17 protein-coding genes are annotated in these 18132 nt (G+C 63.6%); 3 read left to right on the top strand and 14 right to left on the bottom strand.

Annotation, left to right across the window (positions count from 1 at the left end; genetic code table 11):
- Positions 1 to 15 precede the first annotated feature (15 nt).
- The 7 genes from ACYP01_RS08670 to ACYP01_RS08640 are packed head-to-tail and all read right to left on the bottom strand — an operon-like array spanning position 16 to position 9248.
- Positions 16 to 801, bottom strand: a complete 786-nt coding sequence (locus ACYP01_RS08670; RefSeq protein ID WP_459679435.1) for an enoyl-CoA hydratase family protein — start codon at positions 799 to 801, stop codon at positions 16 to 18.
- A 13-nt stretch (positions 802 to 814) separates the two neighbouring features.
- On the bottom strand, positions 815 to 1975 hold the full coding sequence (locus ACYP01_RS08665) for an acyl-CoA dehydrogenase family protein (protein WP_003942033.1): 1161 nt from the start codon (positions 1973 to 1975) through the stop codon (positions 815 to 817).
- On the bottom strand, positions 1975 to 3960 hold the full coding sequence (locus tag ACYP01_RS08660; RefSeq protein ID WP_459679431.1) for an acetyl/propionyl/methylcrotonyl-CoA carboxylase subunit alpha: 1986 nt from the start codon (positions 3958 to 3960) through the stop codon (positions 1975 to 1977). The genes ACYP01_RS08665 and ACYP01_RS08660 overlap by 1 nt, the downstream gene beginning before the upstream one ends.
- A gap of 8 nt (positions 3961 to 3968) precedes the next feature.
- Positions 3969 to 5567 (bottom strand): acyl-CoA carboxylase subunit beta, encoded by a 1599-nt coding sequence (locus ACYP01_RS08655; RefSeq protein ID WP_003941989.1) that lies wholly within the window; start codon positions 5565 to 5567, stop codon positions 3969 to 3971.
- Positions 5564 to 6712 (bottom strand): acyl-CoA dehydrogenase family protein, encoded by a 1149-nt coding sequence (locus ACYP01_RS08650; protein ID WP_007728404.1) that lies wholly within the window; start codon positions 6710 to 6712, stop codon positions 5564 to 5566. Before ACYP01_RS08650 ends, ACYP01_RS08655 begins: the two co-directional genes overlap by 4 nt.
- Positions 6709 to 8430, bottom strand: coding sequence for an acyclic terpene utilization AtuA family protein (locus ACYP01_RS08645; RefSeq protein ID WP_459679428.1), 1722 nt, complete (start codon positions 8428 to 8430; stop codon positions 6709 to 6711). Before ACYP01_RS08645 ends, ACYP01_RS08650 begins: the two co-directional genes overlap by 4 nt.
- Positions 8427 to 9248, bottom strand: a complete 822-nt coding sequence (locus ACYP01_RS08640) for a TIGR03084 family metal-binding protein (protein ID WP_003941918.1) — start codon at positions 9246 to 9248, stop codon at positions 8427 to 8429. Before ACYP01_RS08640 ends, ACYP01_RS08645 begins: the two co-directional genes overlap by 4 nt.
- 109 nt (positions 9249 to 9357) lie before the next feature.
- Here ACYP01_RS08640 and ACYP01_RS08635 point away from each other — a divergent pair, with 109 nt between their 5' ends.
- Genes ACYP01_RS08635 through ACYP01_RS08625 form a run of 3 tightly spaced genes read left to right on the top strand, consistent with a single transcriptional unit; the run spans position 9358 to position 11587 of the window.
- Positions 9358 to 10158, top strand: coding sequence for a crotonase/enoyl-CoA hydratase family protein (locus ACYP01_RS08635; RefSeq protein WP_003942035.1), 801 nt, complete (start codon positions 9358 to 9360; stop codon positions 10156 to 10158).
- Complete coding sequence (locus tag ACYP01_RS08630; RefSeq protein WP_007728407.1) at positions 10155 to 11015, top strand: EamA family transporter; 861 nt, start codon at positions 10155 to 10157, stop codon at positions 11013 to 11015. Before ACYP01_RS08635 ends, ACYP01_RS08630 begins: the two co-directional genes overlap by 4 nt.
- Positions 11016 to 11059: 44 nt before the next feature.
- Positions 11060 to 11587 (top strand): gamma carbonic anhydrase family protein, encoded by a 528-nt coding sequence (locus tag ACYP01_RS08625; protein WP_003941993.1) that lies wholly within the window; start codon positions 11060 to 11062, stop codon positions 11585 to 11587.
- A 40-nt stretch (positions 11588 to 11627) separates the two neighbouring features.
- On the opposite strand, the gene ACYP01_RS08620 is transcribed toward ACYP01_RS08625, so the two are convergent.
- The 7 genes from ACYP01_RS08620 to ACYP01_RS08590 form a co-directional block, all read right to left on the bottom strand.
- Complete coding sequence (locus ACYP01_RS08620) at positions 11628 to 12614, bottom strand: pirin family protein (RefSeq protein WP_058038176.1); 987 nt, start codon at positions 12612 to 12614, stop codon at positions 11628 to 11630.
- A gap of 20 nt (positions 12615 to 12634) precedes the next feature.
- Positions 12635 to 13108, bottom strand: coding sequence for a MarR family winged helix-turn-helix transcriptional regulator (locus tag ACYP01_RS08615; RefSeq protein WP_082931433.1), 474 nt, complete (start codon positions 13106 to 13108; stop codon positions 12635 to 12637).
- Entirely contained in the window at positions 13095 to 14189 is a 1095-nt protein-coding gene (locus ACYP01_RS08610) for an LLM class flavin-dependent oxidoreductase (RefSeq protein WP_459679424.1), read from the bottom strand. Before ACYP01_RS08610 ends, ACYP01_RS08615 begins: the two co-directional genes overlap by 14 nt.
- A gap of 147 nt (positions 14190 to 14336) precedes the next feature.
- On the bottom strand, positions 14337 to 15869 hold the full coding sequence (locus ACYP01_RS08605) for a DHA2 family efflux MFS transporter permease subunit (RefSeq protein WP_003942006.1): 1533 nt from the start codon (positions 15867 to 15869) through the stop codon (positions 14337 to 14339).
- Entirely contained in the window at positions 15866 to 16336 is a 471-nt protein-coding gene (locus ACYP01_RS08600) for a MarR family winged helix-turn-helix transcriptional regulator (RefSeq protein WP_003941890.1), read from the bottom strand. The genes ACYP01_RS08605 and ACYP01_RS08600 overlap by 4 nt, the downstream gene beginning before the upstream one ends.
- 89 nt (positions 16337 to 16425) lie before the next feature.
- Positions 16426 to 17391, bottom strand: coding sequence for an NADPH:quinone oxidoreductase family protein (locus ACYP01_RS08595; RefSeq protein ID WP_003941986.1), 966 nt, complete (start codon positions 17389 to 17391; stop codon positions 16426 to 16428).
- Between the two features lie 79 nt (positions 17392 to 17470).
- Positions 17471 to 18127, bottom strand: coding sequence for a TetR/AcrR family transcriptional regulator (locus ACYP01_RS08590; protein WP_003941871.1), 657 nt, complete (start codon positions 18125 to 18127; stop codon positions 17471 to 17473).
- Between the last annotated feature and the right edge of the window lie 5 nt (positions 18128 to 18132).

Raw genomic sequence — 18132 nt, 5'->3', positions numbered from 1 at the left:
CCAGCTGCGCAGTTTCTACTGCGCCCAGGCTGCTGGACGCTTCTGCAAGAAAGACATCATGCCCTCACGAGCCTCGTCAGAGGAAAACAGCCGAGCCGACTGCGCGATCATCTCCTCGCCGTCCCGGTCGAATCCAGCCAGGACCGAACGCGTCGTGATCCACTTCGATTCGGCAAGTCCCTGCGGTGAACATTGGCGCAAGGTGCCGAGCAGTTCGGTGATCGACTCCCCCGTGTCCTGCGACGCGGAGGTGACGAGTCCGATGGATTCGGCCTCGTGCTGGCCGAACTTCTCGCCGGTGAGCAGATAGCGGCTCGCAGATCGCTGGTCGAGCCTCGGCAGGACCGTGAGCGAAATGATGGACGCCGCCAAACCCAACCGTGATTCCGTCACCGCGAAGGTGCTCGCCGGTCCGGCGACGACGATGTCGCACGCCCCGACAAGACCCATGCCTCCGGCCCGGACGTGACCGTCGATCCGCCCGATCACCGGCTTGGGAAGCTCGAGAATGCTGCGCAAGAGTGTCAGCATCCCCCGTCCTCGCTCCTTGACGGCGTCCTCCGGTGATGCGGACGAACCGGAGGCCTCACTGAGATCGGCTCCCGCACAGAATGTTCCACCGGTGTGGGTGAGTACCACCGCTCGAACTGCCGGATCGGCGGCAGCCACCGTCAACCCAGCCTGCAACTCCGTGACCAACCGCGTCGAAATCGCGTTGCGGTTGTGGGGTGAATCGAGAGTGATCGTGGCAGCACCGCCCGATACTTCGTACCGTACGTATGGCTTGTCCTGATCCGTCATGAGTCGCCTCTTCCTAGTAGGACCGTGGCAGACCGAGGGAATGCTGTGAGACGAAGTTGAGGATCATCTCGCGGCTCACCGGCGCGACACGGGCGATACGAGCCGCACCGAGCATGGCGGCCAGTCCGTATTCCTTCGTCAGTCCTGCGCCGCCATGCGTCTGGATCGCCTGATCGAGCGCCTTGATGCTGGCCTCGGCAGCGGCGTACTTTGCCATGTTCGCGGCTTCGGCAGCACCGAAATCGTCACCGCTGTCGTAGAGCACCGCGGCCTTCTGCATCATCAGCTTGGCGAGCTCGAGTTCGATCTTCACCTGCGCGAGTGGATGCGAAATACCTTGGTGCGCGCCGATCGGCGTCTTCCACACCGTGCGCTCGTTGGCGAACTTCACTGCGGCGTTCAGGGCGTAACGGCCCATGCCGATGGCCATCGACGCACCCAGGATGCGCTCGGGGTTGAGGCCCGCGAACAACTGCATCAGGGCGGCATCGGCTTCGCCGACCAGAGCGTCGGCCGGCAGACGGACGTCGTCGAGGAAGAGGATGAACTGGTGGTCCGGTTCGATGATGTCCATCTCCATCTGCGTCTTCACGAATCCGGGAGAATCCGTGGGGACGATGAACAGAGCGGGCTTGAGCTTGCCCGTCTTGGAGTCCTCGGTCCGCGCAACGACGAGGACCGCGTCAGCCTGATCGACACCCGAGATGTAGATCTTGTTGCCGCTCAGGATCCAGTCGTCGCCATCCCTGCGTGCCGTCGTGGTGATCTGATGAGAGTTGGAACCAGCGTCGGCCTCGGTGATTCCGAACGCCATGATCTTGGAGCCGTCGGCGAGGCTGGGTAGCCACTGCTGCTTCTGCTCCGCCGTGCCGTACTTGCCGATGATGGTGCCGCAGATGGCCGGGGATACGACAACCAGGAGCAGACCGGCACCCTGCGCCGCCAATTCCTCCTGCACCAGCGCGAGTTCGTAGATGCCTGCACCGCCGCCGCCGTATTCCTCCGGCAGGTTGACGCCCAGGAATCCGAGTTTGCCCGCCTCGTTCCACAATTCGGTGAGCGGCTCCCCCTTTCGCGCCTTGGGCAGCACGTAGTCGACGTAGTTGAAGCGCTCACCCAGTTTGGAAACGGATGCCCGCAGTTCCTTCTGCTCTTCGGTTTCGATGAAACTCATCATGCTTCCTCTTCTGTAGCGGGTTCTTCCACACGTGCGAGTACCGATCCGACCTCGACCTGCTGGCCGACGGCGACCGGAAGTTCCACCAGGACACCGGCAGTCGGCGCGGTGACGGTGTGTTCCATCTTCATGGCCTCCAGCCACAGAATCGGCTGGCCGGCGGTGACGGTGTCACCGAGTGCGGCACCGAGGCGGATGACCGATCCCGGCATCGGAGCGAGCAACGAACCGGCGGCGACTTCTGCCGACGGATCCACGAAGCGCGGTGCTGCCGTCAACGCGACGGGTCCGAGCGAGGAGTCGACAAAAATCTCACTCCCGTAGGCCGCAACGTCGAACGAGCGCTGTACTCCGCTCTGCTCGAGCACTACCCGGGTCGCAGTTGCCGATACCAGGCGCACGTCGTCGAAGCCTTCTGCACTCAGCACGCCGCTTCGGCTCAGGGAGTAGCGGACGTCGTACTCGCCCGACGCAGTGGAATAGCTCTTGCTCTGCGGCTGCGACGGGAGGTTGCGCCACCCGCTGGGCAAGCGGCCGATGACGCGGGCCGACGCCCGGTTGTGCGCGGCATCGGCAAGTGCCGCCGCCAGCGCCGAGAGTTTTTCGGCGGCGGTATCGGCCAAGGGCGTAGACAGCTTCTCGAGGTCGTGAGTCTCGAAGAAGGCAGTGTCGGTGTCTCCGGCAATGAAGGCGGGGTGGGCCAGGACGTTGACGAGCAGGTCGCGGTTGGTGCGCAGCCCGTGAATCCTGGTGCGCGCCAGCGTCGATGCGAGCAGCCGGGCAGCTGCGGTCCGCGTCGGCGCGTACGAGATGACCTTGGCCAACATCGGGTCGTAGTGGACGCCGACAACACTGCCGTCGACGACGCCGGAGTCGAGGCGAACGCCCTGCTCACGCAGAACACTGAATTCTTGCGGGTCACCGGGCAACTCGATGTGGTGGACGGTTCCGCTCTGCGGCTGCCAGTTCTTGGCGGGGTCCTCGGCGTACAGGCGCACTTCGATCGAATGCCCACGGATCTCCGGCTGATCGTCCGGAAGTGCTTCACCTGAAGCGACCTGCAATTGCAGTTCCACCAGATCGAGTCCAGTGGTGCACTCGGTGACCGGATGCTCCACCTGCAAACGCGTGTTCATTTCGAGGAAGAAGAAGTCGCCTTTTTCGTCAGCCAGGAATTCAACGGTTCCTGCCCCCTCGTAACCGATGGCGTTGGCGGCGAGCCGCGAGGCGTCGAACAGCTTGTCGCGCATGGCGGGGATGCGTTGCACGAGCGGCGACGGGGCCTCTTCGACCACCTTCTGATGCCGACGCTGGATCGAGCACTCGCGCTCCCCCACCGCCCACACCGCACCGTGGCGGTCGGCCATGACCTGAACCTCGATGTGCCGACCGGTCTCGAGGTAACGCTCACAGAAGACTGTCGGGTCGCCGAAAGCGGACTGCGCCTCACGCCGCGCCGCTTCCAGTTCGCCGTCCAGCGCCGACAATTCACGAACGACACGCATTCCGCGTCCGCCGCCGCCCGCCGACGCCTTGATCAGCACCGGCAGATGAGCCTCGGTCACCGCGGCGGGATCGAGTTCGGAGAGCACCGGCACTCCGGCGGCGTCCATGATCTTCTTGGACTCGACCTTCGACCCCATGAGCTCGATGGATTCGACGGGCGGGCCGATCCACGTCAGTCCCGCGTCGATGACGCTGCGCGCGAACTCCGCGTTCTCGGAGAGGAATCCGTATCCGGGGTGAATCGCGTCGGCGCCCGAAGCCTTGGCGGCGGCGATGACGAGCTCACCCCGCAAGTAGGTCTCGGCAGGCGTGTTACCCGGCAGGCGAACCGAAGCATCGGCTTCGGCGACGTGCGGGCTGTCGGCATCTGCGTCGGAAAATACCGCGACCGTGCCGATTCCGTTCTTGCGGCAGGTTGCAAAGACACGGCGGGCGATTTCGCCACGATTGGCGACCAGTACTGAAGTGATTGTCACGGCGTGCCTCACATACGGAAGACGCCGAAGTTCTCGGTGCCTTCGATCGGGGCGGTGGCGATGGCCGACAGGCACATTCCCACCACGGTGCGGGTGTCTCGGGGATCGATGACGCCGTCGTCGTACAGACGACCCGACAGGAACATCGGGAGTGACTCGGCCTCGATCTGGTTCTCGATCATCGCGCGCATGCCGGCGTCGGCCTGCTCGTCGAAGACCTGGCCGCGCGCCTCGGCAGCAGCGCGTCCCACGATGGAGATGACGCCGGCGAGCTGCGCACCGCCCATCACGGCGGACTTGGAACTGGGCCACGCAAAGAGGAACCGCGGATCGAACGCGCGTCCGCACATGCCGTAGTGACCGGCGCCGTAGGACGCTCCGAGCAGGATCGAGATGTGCGGAACCTTGGAGTTGGCAACCGCATTGATCATCATCGATCCGTGCTTGATCATGCCGCCCTCCTCGTATTCCTTACCCACCATGTACCCGGTGGTGTTGTGCAGGAACAGCAACGGCGTGTTGGAACGATTGGCGAGCTGGATGAACTGCGTGGCCTTCTGTGATTCCTCACTGAAGAGCACTCCACGTGCGTTCGCCAGGATGCCGATCGGGTAGCCGTTGAGCTCGGCCCACCCGGTCACGAGGGAGGAGCCGTAGAGCGGCTTGAACTCGTCGAAGTCGGAACCGTCGACGATACGGGCGATGACCTCACGCGGATCGAACGGGATCTTCAGGTCGGCCGGAACGATGCCGAGCAACTCTTCCGGATCCTCGAGCGGTTCGATGATCTCCGCGCGCGGCGCCGGCCCCTTCTTGGTCCAGTTGAGCCGCTTGACGATCGAGCGCCCGATGCGGATCGCGTCCTGCTCGTCGGCGGCGAAGTAGTCGGCCAACCCGGACTTGCGAGCGTGCATTTCGGCGCCGCCGAGTGCCTCGTCGTCGGATTCCTCACCGGTGGCCATCTTGACCAGCGGCGGGCCTGCGAGGAACACCTTGGAGCGTTCCTTGATCATCACGACGTGGTCGGACATGCCCGGGATGTACGCACCGCCGGCCGTCGAGTTACCGAAGACCAGTGCAATGGTGGGGATTCCGGCTGCGGACAGCTGAGTGAGGTCACGGAACATACGCCCGCCCGGGATGAACACCTCTTTCTGCGTCGGCAAGTCTGCGCCGCCGGACTCTACGAGGGAGATCACCGGGAGTCGGTTCTGCATGGCGATGTCGTTGGCGCGGAAACCCTTACGCAGCGTCCACGGGTTGCTGGTGCCGCCGCGCACGGTGGGATCGTTGGCGACGATCAGGCATTCGACACCTTCGACGACGCCGATACCGACCACGGTGCTGGCGCCGACCGGGAAGTCACTCCCCCACGCAGCGAGGGGACACAGTTCGAGGAACGGTGAATCCTGATCGAGCAGGAGTTCGATCCGCTCGCGTGCCAGGAGCTTTCCCCGCTTGTGGTGCCGCTCGGTGTACTTCTCGCCGCCACCCGCCAACGCCTTGGCGTGCTCGACCTCGATCTCGGCGAGCTTGGTGTTCATGGTCGAAGTTGCGGTCTTGTACACCTCGGAATTGGTGTCCAGTGTTGACCGGATGACACTCATGACTGATACCCCAATCGCTTGGCCGCGAGGCCGGTGAGGATTTCGGTGGTTCCGCCACCGATTCCCAGAATTCGCATGTCCCGGTACTGCCTCTCCACTTCGCTTTCCTGCATGTATCCGAGGCCGCCGAACAGCTGAACAGCTTGGTTCGCAACCCATTCGCCCGTCTCGACTGCCGTGTTCTTCGCAAAGCACACCTCGGCGATCAGATCGCCGTCACCGGCCATGTACCGCTCGATCACCGAGTGCGTGTACACCTTGGCGACGTCGATCTTGCGGGCCATCTCGGTGACGGTGTTCTGGACGGCCTGCCGACTGATCAGGGGGCGACCGAAAGTCTCACGGGCGCGGCACCATTCGAGCGTCAGCTCCAGGCAACGTTCTGCACTGGCATACGCCTGCGCGGCGAGCGCTACCCGCTCGGAGACAAATGCCTGGGCGATCTGCGCGAAGCCGCTGTTCTCTGCACCGACCAGATTCTCCACCGGAACCCGGGCGTCGACAAAGGAGAGTTCCGCGGTATCGGATGCGCGCCAGCCCATCTTCTCGAGTTTGCGCGAGACGGTGAATCCCGGTGTGCCCTTCTCGATCACGAGCAGTGATACACCACCCGCGCCGGGACCACCGGTGCGCACCGCTGTAACGACGAAGTCCGCTCGAACGCCGGAGGTGATGAACGTCTTGGCGCCGTTCACGACGTAATGATCGCCGTCGCGCTTGGCTGTAGTTGTCAGGTGCCCGACGTCGCTGCCTCCGCCGGGCTCGGTGATGGCGAGCGAGCCGATCTTGTCGCCGCGCAGGGTCGGCTTGACCCACTTCTCGATCTGCGCCTCGTCGCCGGCCGCGATCAGGTGCGGCACCGCGATGCCGCAGGTGAAGAGCGATGCGAACAGCCCGCCCGACGCACCTGCCTGATGCATCTCCTCACAGATCACGATGGAGTCGACGGCGTCGCCGCCCTCACCACCGGCCGATTCGGGTGCGCTGGCCCCGAGGAGTCCGAGAGCGCCTGCCTTGCGGTGCAATTCGCGCGGAATCTCGCCGTCTCGCTCCCACTGCGTCAGATGCGGCAGAATCTCCTGGTTCACGAATCCGCGTACGGTCTCGCGAAGCGCAAGCCTTTCCGGTGTGGTCCACACGGTCACCGTGAATCCTCTTTCTCGTCAGTTACGGGGAGTAGCGAAATCGGGATGTCGATGTGGCGCGAACGCAGCCATTCACCAATTCCCTTGGCCTGCGGATCGAACCGCGCCTGCGAGGCGACACCCTGACCGAGGATTCCCTCGATCACGAAGTTGACGGCACGAAGGTGCGGAAGCTGGTAGCGAGTGACGTTCAGGTCTGCTGCTTCCGGTAGCAGTTCCTTGAGCATCTCGACGGTCAGTGTGTGCGCCAACCACTTCCACTGATCGTCCGTGCGAACCCAGACGCCGACGTTGGCATTTCCGCCCTTGTCGCCGCTACGGGCACCGGCGATCGTGCCGAGTGGTACCGACAGCGACGTCTGTGGCGGCAACGGCTCCGGACGCTCCGGTTCGCCGACGGGTTCGAGGTCCTGCGTCAACGTGGACGGAGCGATGTCCACGCGCGTGCCGTCCGGCAGTACGGCCACGTGCGGCACCGATCCCGCGTCGACGTAGCCGGGGGTGAACACTCCGTACGGTTGGCCGTTGCTCGGCGGAGCCGTCAGCGAGAAGCCGGGGTAGCTGGCAAGTGCCATTTCCACCGCAACCGCGGAGAAAGGGCGACCGATCACCTTGGGGTCGGAATCGCGAACCACGCAGCGCAGCAACGCACTCGCGGTTTCCTCGGTGTCGGAATCCGGATGATCCGTGCGAGCGAGAGTCCAGACCAGTTCGGCGGGCTTCTTCGTCAGCCAGGATTCGAGCTGAGTCTTCGCCAGATCGGCCTTGGCCTCGATGTCGAGACCCGTGAGGATGAAGGTGGCCTCGTTACGGAACCCGGCCAGCGTGTTCAGGGAGACCTTGTACTGCGGCGGCGGAGCCTCGCCCGTGACGCAGCTGATCAACACCCGGTCCGGGCCTTCCTGGGTGAGCACTGCGTTGTCGATGCGGGTCGTCACGTCCGGGCCTGCATAGCGTCCACCGGTGATCTCGTACAGCAGCTGCGCCGTCACCGTGCCGACGCTCACCTCGCCGTCCGTTCCGGCGTGCTTGGTGATGACCGAAGATCCGTCCGCGTTGATCTCGGCGATCGGGAAGCCAGGCCGACCCAGATTGGGAATCTCTGTGAAGAACGCGTAGTTGCCGCCGGTGGCCTGGGTTCCGCACTCGATGACGTGGCCCGCCGCGACAGCACCGGCAAGCTGATCGAAATCATCTCGCTTCCAACCGAAATGGTGAGCGGCCGGACCGACGATCACCGAAGCGTCGGTGACACGTCCGGTGACCACGACATCGGCGTCGGCCGACAATGCTTCGACGATGCCCCAGGCGCCGAGGTACGCGTTGGCCGTCAGTGGGGAGCCGAGTCCGAGTTCGTCTGCCCGAGAGATCAAATCGTCGCCCTCGACGTGGGCGATCTTTGCGTTCAACCCCAGCTTGGTGTTGACCTCGCGCAACGCGTCGGCCAGTCCGGCCGGGTTGAGACCGCCTGCATTCGCGACGATCTTCACCCCCTTGTCGAGCGCAAGGCCGAGCGTGTCCTCCACCTGCCGCAGGAACGTCTTCGCGTAGCCGAGCGCCGGGTCCTTCATCCGGTCCCGCCCGAGGATCAACATCGTCAGTTCGGCCAGGTAGTCGCCGGTCAGGTAGTCGAGTTCGCCGCCCTCGAGCATCTCGCGCATCGCCGAGACGCGGTCGCCGTAGAACCCGGAGCAGTTACCGATCCGTACCGAACTCATTTGCCCACCTTCGATGCTCGTCCCTCACCGCTGGATCCGACGGCGGCTCGTCCCTCACCGCTGGGTCCGGCAAAGGCCTGCGCGAACCCGAGCCACTCGTCCGCGTCGGCACCCACGGCGACCAGATCGAGATCGGCGCGATTGGCACGCTGGGTGACCAGCAAGCAGAAGTCCAACGCCGGCCCGGTGACCTTCTGCGGCGCATCTTCCGGCCCCCAGGTCCAGAGCGACCCGTCCGGCGCGGTCAACTCAACCCGGAAATCGTCGGCGGGCGGCGTCTTCTCGTTGACCGAGTACGCGAAGTTTCGCGTCCGCACACCCAGGTGAGCGATGTTCTTGATGCGCGCCGTCGGAGCGCGTTCGACGCCGAGTGCGTCGGCAACGTCCTGCCCGTGCGCCCACGTCTCCATCAGTCGCGCGGTAGCCATGGAGACACCGCCCATGGGCGGGCCGTACCAGGGGAACTTGGTTCCGGCCGGGGCGGCGGTGAGCGCCTCGACGAGAGCGGTGCGCCCCGCTCGCCAATCGGCGAGCAACTCCGCCGGCTGGCGGGCCGCCTGTTCGGCAGCACCGTCGTCGACAAACCCTGCCGGGTTCACGAACGCCGCCTTCAACTGCTCCGCGAACCCGTCCGGGTCGGTGATCGCCAGGATCGCTGCACTGTCCGTCCAGTGCAGGTGCCCGATCTGATGTGCGATGGTCCACCCTTCCGCAGGCGTCATTGTCGCCCATTTCTCCTCGGGCAGATCCGCAACCAGGGCGTCGAGGCTCTCGCCTTCGGCCCGCAAGTCATCGATGAACGTCTGAAGTTCGGCCATGCGACCAGCATCACACTCACATCCATAAAAATCAAGCACGAATGATTGTTATTGCGAATTCCTGTGGTGAGAGACTGAGCTCAACTGCCATCGACAACCAGGAGCACCCATGAGCGACGCCGTACTGATCTCGCGAACCGGCGATGTGGTCACGTGGACCCTCAATCGCCCGGACACCCGCAATGCGATCTCCGAGATCGACATGATCGAGGCCCTCGAAGACGCAGTCACCGCGGTCAACCGAGATCAGAGTGTGCGCACGGTCATTCTGACGGGGGCCGGATCGGCCTTCTCCTCCGGCGGCAACGTCAAGCACATGCGAGACAAGGAGGGCATGTTCGGTGGCGCACCCGGCGAGATCCGCCAGGGCTACCGGCACGGCATCCAACGCATCCCGCTCGCGCTGTACACGTGTGAGGTGCCGACCATCGCGGCGGTCAACGGCCCGGCCATCGGAGCGGGCTGCGACCTCTCACTCATGTGCGACCTCCGCATCGCCTCGACCGCCGCAGTCTTCGCCGAGAGTTTCGTCAAGGTAGGACTCATCCCCGGCGACGGCGGAGCGTGGCTGCTCCCCCGCGCGATCGGCAACGCCCGCGCGGCCGAGATGGCGTTCACCGGTGAACCGATCGATGCTGCGAGAGCACTCGACTGGGGTCTGGTCTCGCAGGTGACCGAGCCCGAGGAATTGCTTTCCGCTGCGCACGCTTTGGCAGCTCGAGTAGCCGCCAATCCCCCGCAGGTACTCCGCATGACCAAAAAGCTCCTCCGCGAGGGCCAGCACCAGAGCCTCGAGAGCTTGCTCGAACTCTCGGCCGCCATGCAGTCGATCGCCCACCACACCCGAGATCACCACGAAGCCGTCGCCGCGATGCTCGAGCGTCGAAGTCCCGAGTTCACCGGAGAATGAAGGCCGGCAGTCAGCTACTGCCGGTCGGAGCAGTCCTCACGTCGATACTGTCGCTCCAGTTCGGAGCGGCATTCGCGACGACACTGTTCTCGCAGATCGGGCCGGCCGGAGCCACGACGCTGCGGCTGACGATCGCCGCGATCATCCTCGGCGTCATCGTCCGCCCGCGATGGAGCAGATGGTCGAACCGGCAGCGCAAAGGCATCTTCGCGCTGGGCATCGCCCTCGCCGTGATGAACGGCGCCTTCTACCTCGCCCTCGACACGGTGCCCATCGGAACGGCCGTCACCATCGAGTTCCTCGGACCGCTCACCCTGGCCGCAGTTCTGTCTCGTCGGTGGGCCGACGGAGCATGGGTGCTGCTCGCCTTCGGCGGAGTGTTGCTGCTCGGGTTGGGCGATCACGGCGAATCCGGTTTGGACCCGATCGGGGTGATGTTCGCGTTGATCGCCGCTACTGCGTGGGCCGGATACATCGTGGCCGGTTCCCACCTGGCCGCGACGCTCCCGAGCGCCGACGGGTTGGCAGGCGCAAGCATCGTCGCGGCCGTATTGACGCTGCCCTTCGGCGTCGTCTCGGGCGGAAGTGAACTGCTGGATCCGACGATGCTCGCCGCAGGCGCAGCCGTCGCCGTCCTCTCGTCCGTCATCCCGTACAGCTTGGAAATGTGGGCGCTGCGCTCTCTAGCCAAGAAAGTCTTTGCCGTCCTCATCGCCCTCGAACCCGCAGCGGCCGCACTGGCCGGAGTCCTCGTGATCGGGCAAACGCTCGACGCGTTCACACTCGTGGCCATCGCACTGGTGGTGGCCGCGGGCGTCGGCACAGTCGTCATGAATCGAAAACCCACAGCGAAGTAGTCCAGGTACCGTCAGAGCACGTCATTCCAACGCACAGGAGAACCATGACCAACCCGATCATCGCCACCGTTCTCGGTAACACCCCGCAGATCGACGAAAGTGCGTTCATCGCACCCAACGCCACCGTTGTCGGCGCGGTGACCATCGCTGCGGGAGCCAGCATCTGGTACGGCGCGGTTATCCGCGGCGACGCAGAATCGATCTCCATCGGCGCTGACACCAACATTCAGGACAACTGCACCGTGCACGCCGACCCGACGTTCCCCGCAGTGCTGGGCGAACGAATCTCGGTCGGCCACAACGCAGTGTTGCACGGGTGCACCGTCGAAGACGACGTTCTCGTCGGCATGGGTGCCGTGGTGCTCAACGGCGCACACATCGGCTCGGGGTCACTGATTGCAGCCGGCGCCGTCGTGTCTCAGGGGATGCAAATCCCGCCTGGATCACTGGTCGCCGGCGTGCCCGCCAAGGTCAAACGTGAACTCTCCGAAGGCGAAAAGGCCGGTATCACCGCCAACGGCGCCGGCTACATCATGCTCGCGAAGGCTCACCAGGACATCGAACAAGCCTGATCGAAACGACGCTCGCGGCCGGTAGCAGCAAGAGCAACGACTAGCCTCGGGGCCGCAACGTACTGTTCGGCAACTCGGGTGCCGGGAGCGCCGGACCGTCGTATCCCGGCACGACGCCGAAACGCCGGTCCGGGACGCTGCCGTCGAATCCGGAGGCAAGCTCGGCCTGCCACTTGCGTCGATACTCGACGATCTCTGCGTGTGTACGGCCCATGAAGTTCCACCACATGATGACCTGCTCGCCCAACGGTTTCCCGCCGAGAAGTAGCAGTCGAGCCGGTTCGGATCCCGGATTGCGCAAAGTCAGTTTTCCGAAACCCGGTGCTTGATAACCCAACTCGGCCCAGCCGACAGTGGTACCACGCAGAACAACCGATCCTTGATCGACGATCACGCCGTGCTCATGTGAACGATCGACATCGAGGGCGATCTCGGCCCCAGGATCGAGAATCACCTCGGCACCGAGTAATTCGGTGAAGGTAGACACCGGAGACGTTTCACCGGCGAGCGAACCGAGGAACACACTGAGCGTGACACCATCGGTGGTCACCGGCTCCGGTCGATAGTGAACGAACGCGGGTGCGGTATCGCGCGCCGCATCCGGCAGGGCCACCCACAACTGCATCCCGTGCAGAACCTTCGTATTCGGCGTCGACACCTCGGAGTGCGCGATCCCACTCCCGGCCGTCATCAGATTCAGTTCACCCGGCCGCACCATCGCATGGGAACCGATGCTGTCACGGTGCTCGATCTCTCCGGTGAACAGCCAACTCACCGTCTGCAAACCGGTATGCGGATGCGGCGGCACATGCATGCCCGGTCCTGAGCCGACGTCATCCGGACCGTAATGATCTGCAAAACACCATCCCCCGATCAGCGAACGCTCGCGTTGCGGGAGGGTGCGTCGCACTCGCATGGCCCGCGGGCCACCGAGCGGTACGTCGCGCGGGGTGAGGATCTGAATCTCGCTCTCCGCCGGATGGCCTTCGCATTCCTGCTCGACGGGCTGCGCTTCGAGGTTGCTCATATCGTCCATCCTGCCTCCAGTCATGACTGCGCGAGACGCAGACGCGTGCACAATTCGGCCAACAGTCGAAGTTCATCCGCGTCCAGGGCCGGTCCGACGTGGCGGCGGATGCTCGCGGCATGACGGCGACCCACTGATTTCTGCAGCGCTGCACCCGTTTCGGTGAGTTGCACGATCGTCCCGCGGCGATCCTGTGGATCAACACTTCTCGTTACCAGACCTTCGCCCTCCAACCGTTCCACCAGGCGACTGAGCGAAGGCTGGCTCAGCAATATCTCCCGATTCAGGTCATGCAGGCGAAGGGAACTACTCGGCGCAAGACTCAGCGTGAACAGCACGTCGTACTCGCGCATCGACACCTGATCCCAGACGTCGTCGGCAGAGAGCCGCCGCAGCACCGACACCTGGGCGCGAAACAAGGCTTCCCAGGCGTCGGTGGCGAGTTCGGTGGTGCTGACCGGAACCTCAGGCAGTTGCTCGTCAGGCAGTGACACTGCTTGCCTCACGAGCCGCCTTCATCGACGCGTGAGTGGGCGGGTTGTCCGGCACATGTGCTGGTCGCCTGGCCGCGAACTCACGGCGCAGAACCGGAACAACTTCCTCACCGAGCAGATCGAGCTGCTCGAGCACCGTCTTCAGCGGCAGTCCGGCGTGATCCATCAGGAACAGCTGGCGCTGGTAGTCACCGAAGAAATCGGCAAACGCCAACGTCTTCTCGATGACCTGTTCAGGGGAACCGACGGTCAGCGGCGTCTGCTCGGTGAACTCTTCGAGTGAGGGCCCGTGGCCGTACACCGGAGCATTGTCGAAATACGGACGGAATTCCTTGACCGCGTCCTGACTGTTCTTGCGCACGAAGACCTGACCACCGAGACCGACGATCGCCTGATCCGCGGACCCGTGGCCGTAATGCTCGTAACGCCGGCGGTAAAGATTGATCAGCTCGATGTAGTGCTCTTTCGGCCAGAAGATGTTGTTCGCGAAGAATCCGTCGCCGTGATACGCCGCGATCTCCGCGATCTCGGGGCTGCGGATCGAGCCGTGCCACACGAACGGCGCGACGCCGTCCAGCGGGCGCGGTGTGGACGTGAATCCCTGGAGTGGAGTGCGGTACTCCCCTTGCCAGTTCACGACCTCCTCGTCCCAGAGCCGGCGAAGAAGTTGATAGTTCTCGAGCGCCAACGGGATACCGGCGCGAATGTCCTTGCCGAACCACGGGTACACAGGCGCGGTGTTTCCGCGACCCATCATCAGATCGACGCGCCCCTCGGCGAGGTGTTGAAGCATCGCGTAATCCTCGGCGATCTTCACCGGGTCATTGGTGGTGATCAGCGTCGTGGACGTGGAGAGCGTGATCTTCTCGGTCTGGGCCGCGATGTATCCGAGCATCGTGGTCGGAGATGACGGCACGAACGGCTTGTTGTGATGCTCGCCGGTCGCGAAGACGTCGAGACCGACTTCCTCGGCGTGCTTGGCGATGGTCGTCATGGCCTTGATGCGCTCGTGCTCTGTCGGGGTCGCCCCCGTCGTGGGATCAGTGGTGACGTCACCGACCGTGAAGATTCCGAACTGCATGGTTGCTCCTCCGCGAACTAGATCCATGCGTTTGCATGTAACTGATCAAACATTCAACCATCCAGCTGTATTCCACGGCAAAAAGGTGAGGGCGGCACACAAGATGTGTGCCGCCCTCACCTGGACGAACGATCTACCGAAAAGCGGTCAGTGCATAACGATCGGCGTTGCCGTCTCGCCCTCGGCCACCGGCCTGGTGGTCTTGCTCCGCGGCAGGAAGAACGCCGGGATGAGGGTCAGGACGATCAGCACAGTGGCAACGAGGAAGGTGTTACCGAAGGCATCCGACGCCGCACTGAGAATCGAATTCGCAGCAGACTCCTGCGGACTTCCCGGTTCGGTCGGAATGTGCGAGGCCGCACCGACCATCGTCGTGTCGAGGCCACGATCGAGAAGCTGGTTGGTCAAGACCACCGACATCACGGCGGTACCGATCGAACCTGCGGTCTGCTGAACGATGTTCATCAGGGTGGAGCCGCGAGCAATCTGCTCGTTGGAGAGCGTCACGATAGCTGCGGTCATCAGCGGCATCATGGTGCAACCCATACCGAGGCCCATGACGAACAAGGCACCCATCAGCAGCCACGTCGGGGAATCCGAGGCAACCTGTGTGAACACACCCAAGCCGATCAGAATCAACGGCAAACCGGTCAGGACGATCTTGCCCGGGCCGATCTTGTCGACCAGTCGACCAGCGATGGGCATGGTGACCATAGCGCCGAGACCCTGCGGAGCCATCAACAATCCGGCAGCGAGCGTGGTGTGACCGCCGACCTGAATGAAGTAGCTCGGGAACAGCAACCCGGCGCCCATGAACGCGACGATGAACAGCGACGTCGTGATGACGGCGGTGGTCAACTGACGGTTCTTGAACAGGTGCAGGTCGATCAGCGGGTGATCCTTGTTGAGCGCGTGGAACACGAAGGCGATGATCAGTGCCAGACCGATACCGGCCGACACCAGAACCCGAGCGGACGCGACGGTTCCCACCTCAGGGATGGACGACACACCGAACAGGAACAGCGCCAGGCCGGGCGACAGCAGGATCATGCCGAGGAAGTCGAAGGACTCCGAAGGCTTCGCCTTGTCGGACGGCAGAATGATGAACGCAGCAGCCAGAGCGATGATGCCGATCGGCAAGTTGATCAGGAAGATCCAGTGCCAGCTCGCGGCCTCGATCAGCCAACCACCGAGAATCGGGCCGCCGATAGGACCGAGCAGCATCGGGATACCGAGAACTGCCATGACACGACCGACACGGTCCGGACCGGCGGCCCGGGTCATGATCGTCATACCGAGCGGCATCAACATGCCGCCGCCGAGACCCTGGAGCACGCGGAAGCCGATGAGCGAGGTGATGTCCCACGCCATCGCACAAGCGACCGAACCGAGTACGAACAGCACCAGGGCCGTCATGTACAGGCGCTTGGTGCCGAAACGGTCGGCAGCCCAACCGGTAACCGGAATGACCGTCGCCAAGGCGAGCGTGTAGGCCGTCATCGTCCACGCGACGGTGGCGTACGAAGTTTCGAAGTCCTCGGCAAAAGTGGTGAGCGCGACGCTCACCACGGTTACGTCGAGAATCGACATGATGGCGCCGAGCACCACCACGGAAGCGATCTTGAGGACCGCCCCGTCAAGTTTGTCGGACGCCGGTGCCGGCGCGTTCGGCGATGTCATCGCGAAGTCTCCTGGTTAAGTGCTCGCAGATAGTCACCCGCGAGAATGGGCTTGAGAGCCTCGAACAAACGAATCCGCTCTGGCTCAGGAACACGCGACGCGAATTCGCGAAGCTGGCCGCGCTTGCACTCGATGTGGTTGGTCGTCACCTTACGACCGGCCTCCGACAAGGAAACCCGCTTGACGCGTCGGTCCCGCTCGTCTTCACGGCGATCGACCAGACCCATGTTCACGAGCTGATCGATGTTCCGCCCCGTAGCTGCCACCGAGAGCCGAAGCTCGTCGGCAACCTCGTTGATCGGGATCGCCGCATCACGTTGTGCAAGTACGAACAGCACACGCACCTGAGAGAACGAGAGATCCAGTTCGATCAACGCATCGATCGACTCCGAATCACCGGCGCTCATCAGGCGAGTGAACAACTCGTCGAGTGCTCCATACAGGTCATCAGAATCGGAAGCGATCACCTGGCAAATGGTAGTGCGGTTGCAACTATTGCCCAAATGAAAACATGTTGCAACTTATTATTTGGTGACCACCATCACGTTGCGAAGAATCATTCCTGCAGCAAGATGGCCTTTCCGAGAACTTTGCCGCTTTCGAGATCAGCCAGGGCAACTGCTGCGTCGGCAAGCGGATACCGTGCCTTGACCAGCGGACGCAAGCCGTTTCGGACGTGTTCTACCAGCGATGCGTGTACCTCGGCTACCGCCTCGGGATTGGTACGCGTGAACTCACCCCATGCCGCGCCGACAATGCTGATATTGCGAAACAGCACCCGGTTCACCTTTACCTCGGGAATACCGCCGCCGGCGAATCCGATCACCACGAGTCGTCCTTCGGGTGCCAGAACCCGGACCGCGTCGTCGAACGCATCGCCGCCCACCGGATCCACCACGATCTGAGCGCCGACGCCGTCGGTCAGTTCCCGAATCCGCTCTCCCCATCCCGGAGCCAGCGCGACCACCTCGTCGGCACCGAGCTCACGCAAGAAGTCATCGACGCCCTCGCGTCGTACCACGGCGATCACCCGGGCACCGTGCGCCTTGGCCAGCTGGATGGTTGCCGTTCCGACTCCGCCTGCAGCGCCGAGCACGACGACAGTCTCCCCCGCGACGATCTTCGCGCGACGAGCGAGCGCGAACTCCATCGTCTGATAGTTGATGATCAGCGAGGCCGCCTCGTCGAAGGCGAGTCCGTCCGGAATTCGGAGTACCTGAGCCGGGTTGACGGCAATCCGCTCTGCATACCCACCCAGATACGCGGCCGCGAGAACACGATCGCCCGGAGCGAAACCCGACCCTTCCGGCGCGGAGACCACGACGCCCGAGATCTCCGCGCCGGGAATGAACGGCGGTTCCGGGCGGATCTGATACTTGCCGTAGGTGATGAGCAGGTCCGGAAAGCAGACGCCACTTGCCTTCACATCGATGAGAACAAGACCTTCGGCTGCGGGCTCGGGAACCTCCTGCGCGACAATTCCTTCGGGACCGGACAGTTCCGTAACCACCATGGCGCGCACAGCAAGCTCCTCTTCGGGACATCTGAAGTCTGGACCGGTAACCCGGTTTTCTCGACTTTAACCCGGTACTCACGTCAGATCATCGTTCGCTCCCGATGTGCAGACGTTCGAGTCCGTCGAGAATCAGATCGAGACCGAAAGCGAATTCGGCGGCGTAGCTGTATCCCGGAGCAAGGACGTGCTCGGTGGTCAACTCGGCCAGGTGCGGATACTGACCGCTCTCGAACGAGCCCATGATCGCCTTCGCCAGTTCCGTCGTTTCCTGCGCTGTTTCGAACGGCAAGCTCACTTCTTGCAGCACGAAGCCGTAGATGTACGCATCCATGATCGAAAAGGCATGCGCAGCAAGGGCGACGGGAAAGTCGGCGGCGCGTAGCGTTCCGATGACGGCATCGTGGTGGCGCAGGGTCGCGGGACCAGGCGTCGTTCGGGACTCCATCAACGGAGTTGCCCACGGGTGCCTCCCCAACACTTCCCTTGTCGATACCGCTCGCACGTGAAGTTCCGTGCGCCACGGGCGTCCCGGCGTCGGCAGATCGATCTCCGCGAAGACCGCATCGACCATTCCGTCGAGCAGATCCCCTTTGTCCGAAACATGGTTGTACAGAGACATCGCTTCGACGCCCAGTTCGGTGCCCAGCTTCCGCATGGTCATCGAATCGATTCCGACGGAATCGGCAAGCGCGACAGCAGCGTGTACGACGTCGTCTCGGGTCAATCTTGCGCGCTTCTCCACGTTGA

Source organism: Rhodococcus sp. no. 34 (genome assembly GCF_054589475.1).
Note: the sequence above shows the minus strand (reverse complement) of the source record. Positions and strands in the feature narration are given on the sequence as shown.

Excerpts from the sequence above, each read along its gene's own strand:
- ACYP01_RS08670 (WP_459679435.1), bottom strand. The coding sequence starts at position 801 with ATGACGGATCAGGACAAGCCATACGTACGGTACGAAGTATCGGGCGGT.
- ACYP01_RS08665 (WP_003942033.1), bottom strand. The coding sequence starts at position 1,975 with ATGAGTTTCATCGAAACCGAAGAGCAGAAGGAACTGCGGGCATCCGTT.
- ACYP01_RS08655 (WP_003941989.1), bottom strand. The coding sequence starts at position 5,567 with ATGAGTGTCATCCGGTCAACACTGGACACCAATTCCGAGGTGTACAAG.
- ACYP01_RS08645 (WP_459679428.1), bottom strand. The coding sequence starts at position 8,430 with ATGAGTTCGGTACGGATCGGTAACTGCTCCGGGTTCTACGGCGACCGC.
- ACYP01_RS08640 (WP_003941918.1), bottom strand. The coding sequence starts at position 9,248 with ATGGCCGAACTTCAGACGTTCATCGATGACTTGCGGGCCGAAGGCGAG.
- ACYP01_RS08635 (WP_003942035.1), top strand. The coding sequence starts at position 9,358 with ATGAGCGACGCCGTACTGATCTCGCGAACCGGCGATGTGGTCACGTGG.
- ACYP01_RS08630 (WP_007728407.1), top strand. The coding sequence starts at position 10,155 with ATGAAGGCCGGCAGTCAGCTACTGCCGGTCGGAGCAGTCCTCACGTCG.
- ACYP01_RS08625 (WP_003941993.1), top strand. The coding sequence starts at position 11,060 with ATGACCAACCCGATCATCGCCACCGTTCTCGGTAACACCCCGCAGATC.
- ACYP01_RS08620 (WP_058038176.1), bottom strand. The coding sequence starts at position 12,614 with ATGAGCAACCTCGAAGCGCAGCCCGTCGAGCAGGAATGCGAAGGCCAT.
- ACYP01_RS08610 (WP_459679424.1), bottom strand. The coding sequence starts at position 14,189 with ATGCAGTTCGGAATCTTCACGGTCGGTGACGTCACCACTGATCCCACG.
- ACYP01_RS08605 (WP_003942006.1), bottom strand. The coding sequence starts at position 15,869 with ATGACATCGCCGAACGCGCCGGCACCGGCGTCCGACAAACTTGACGGG.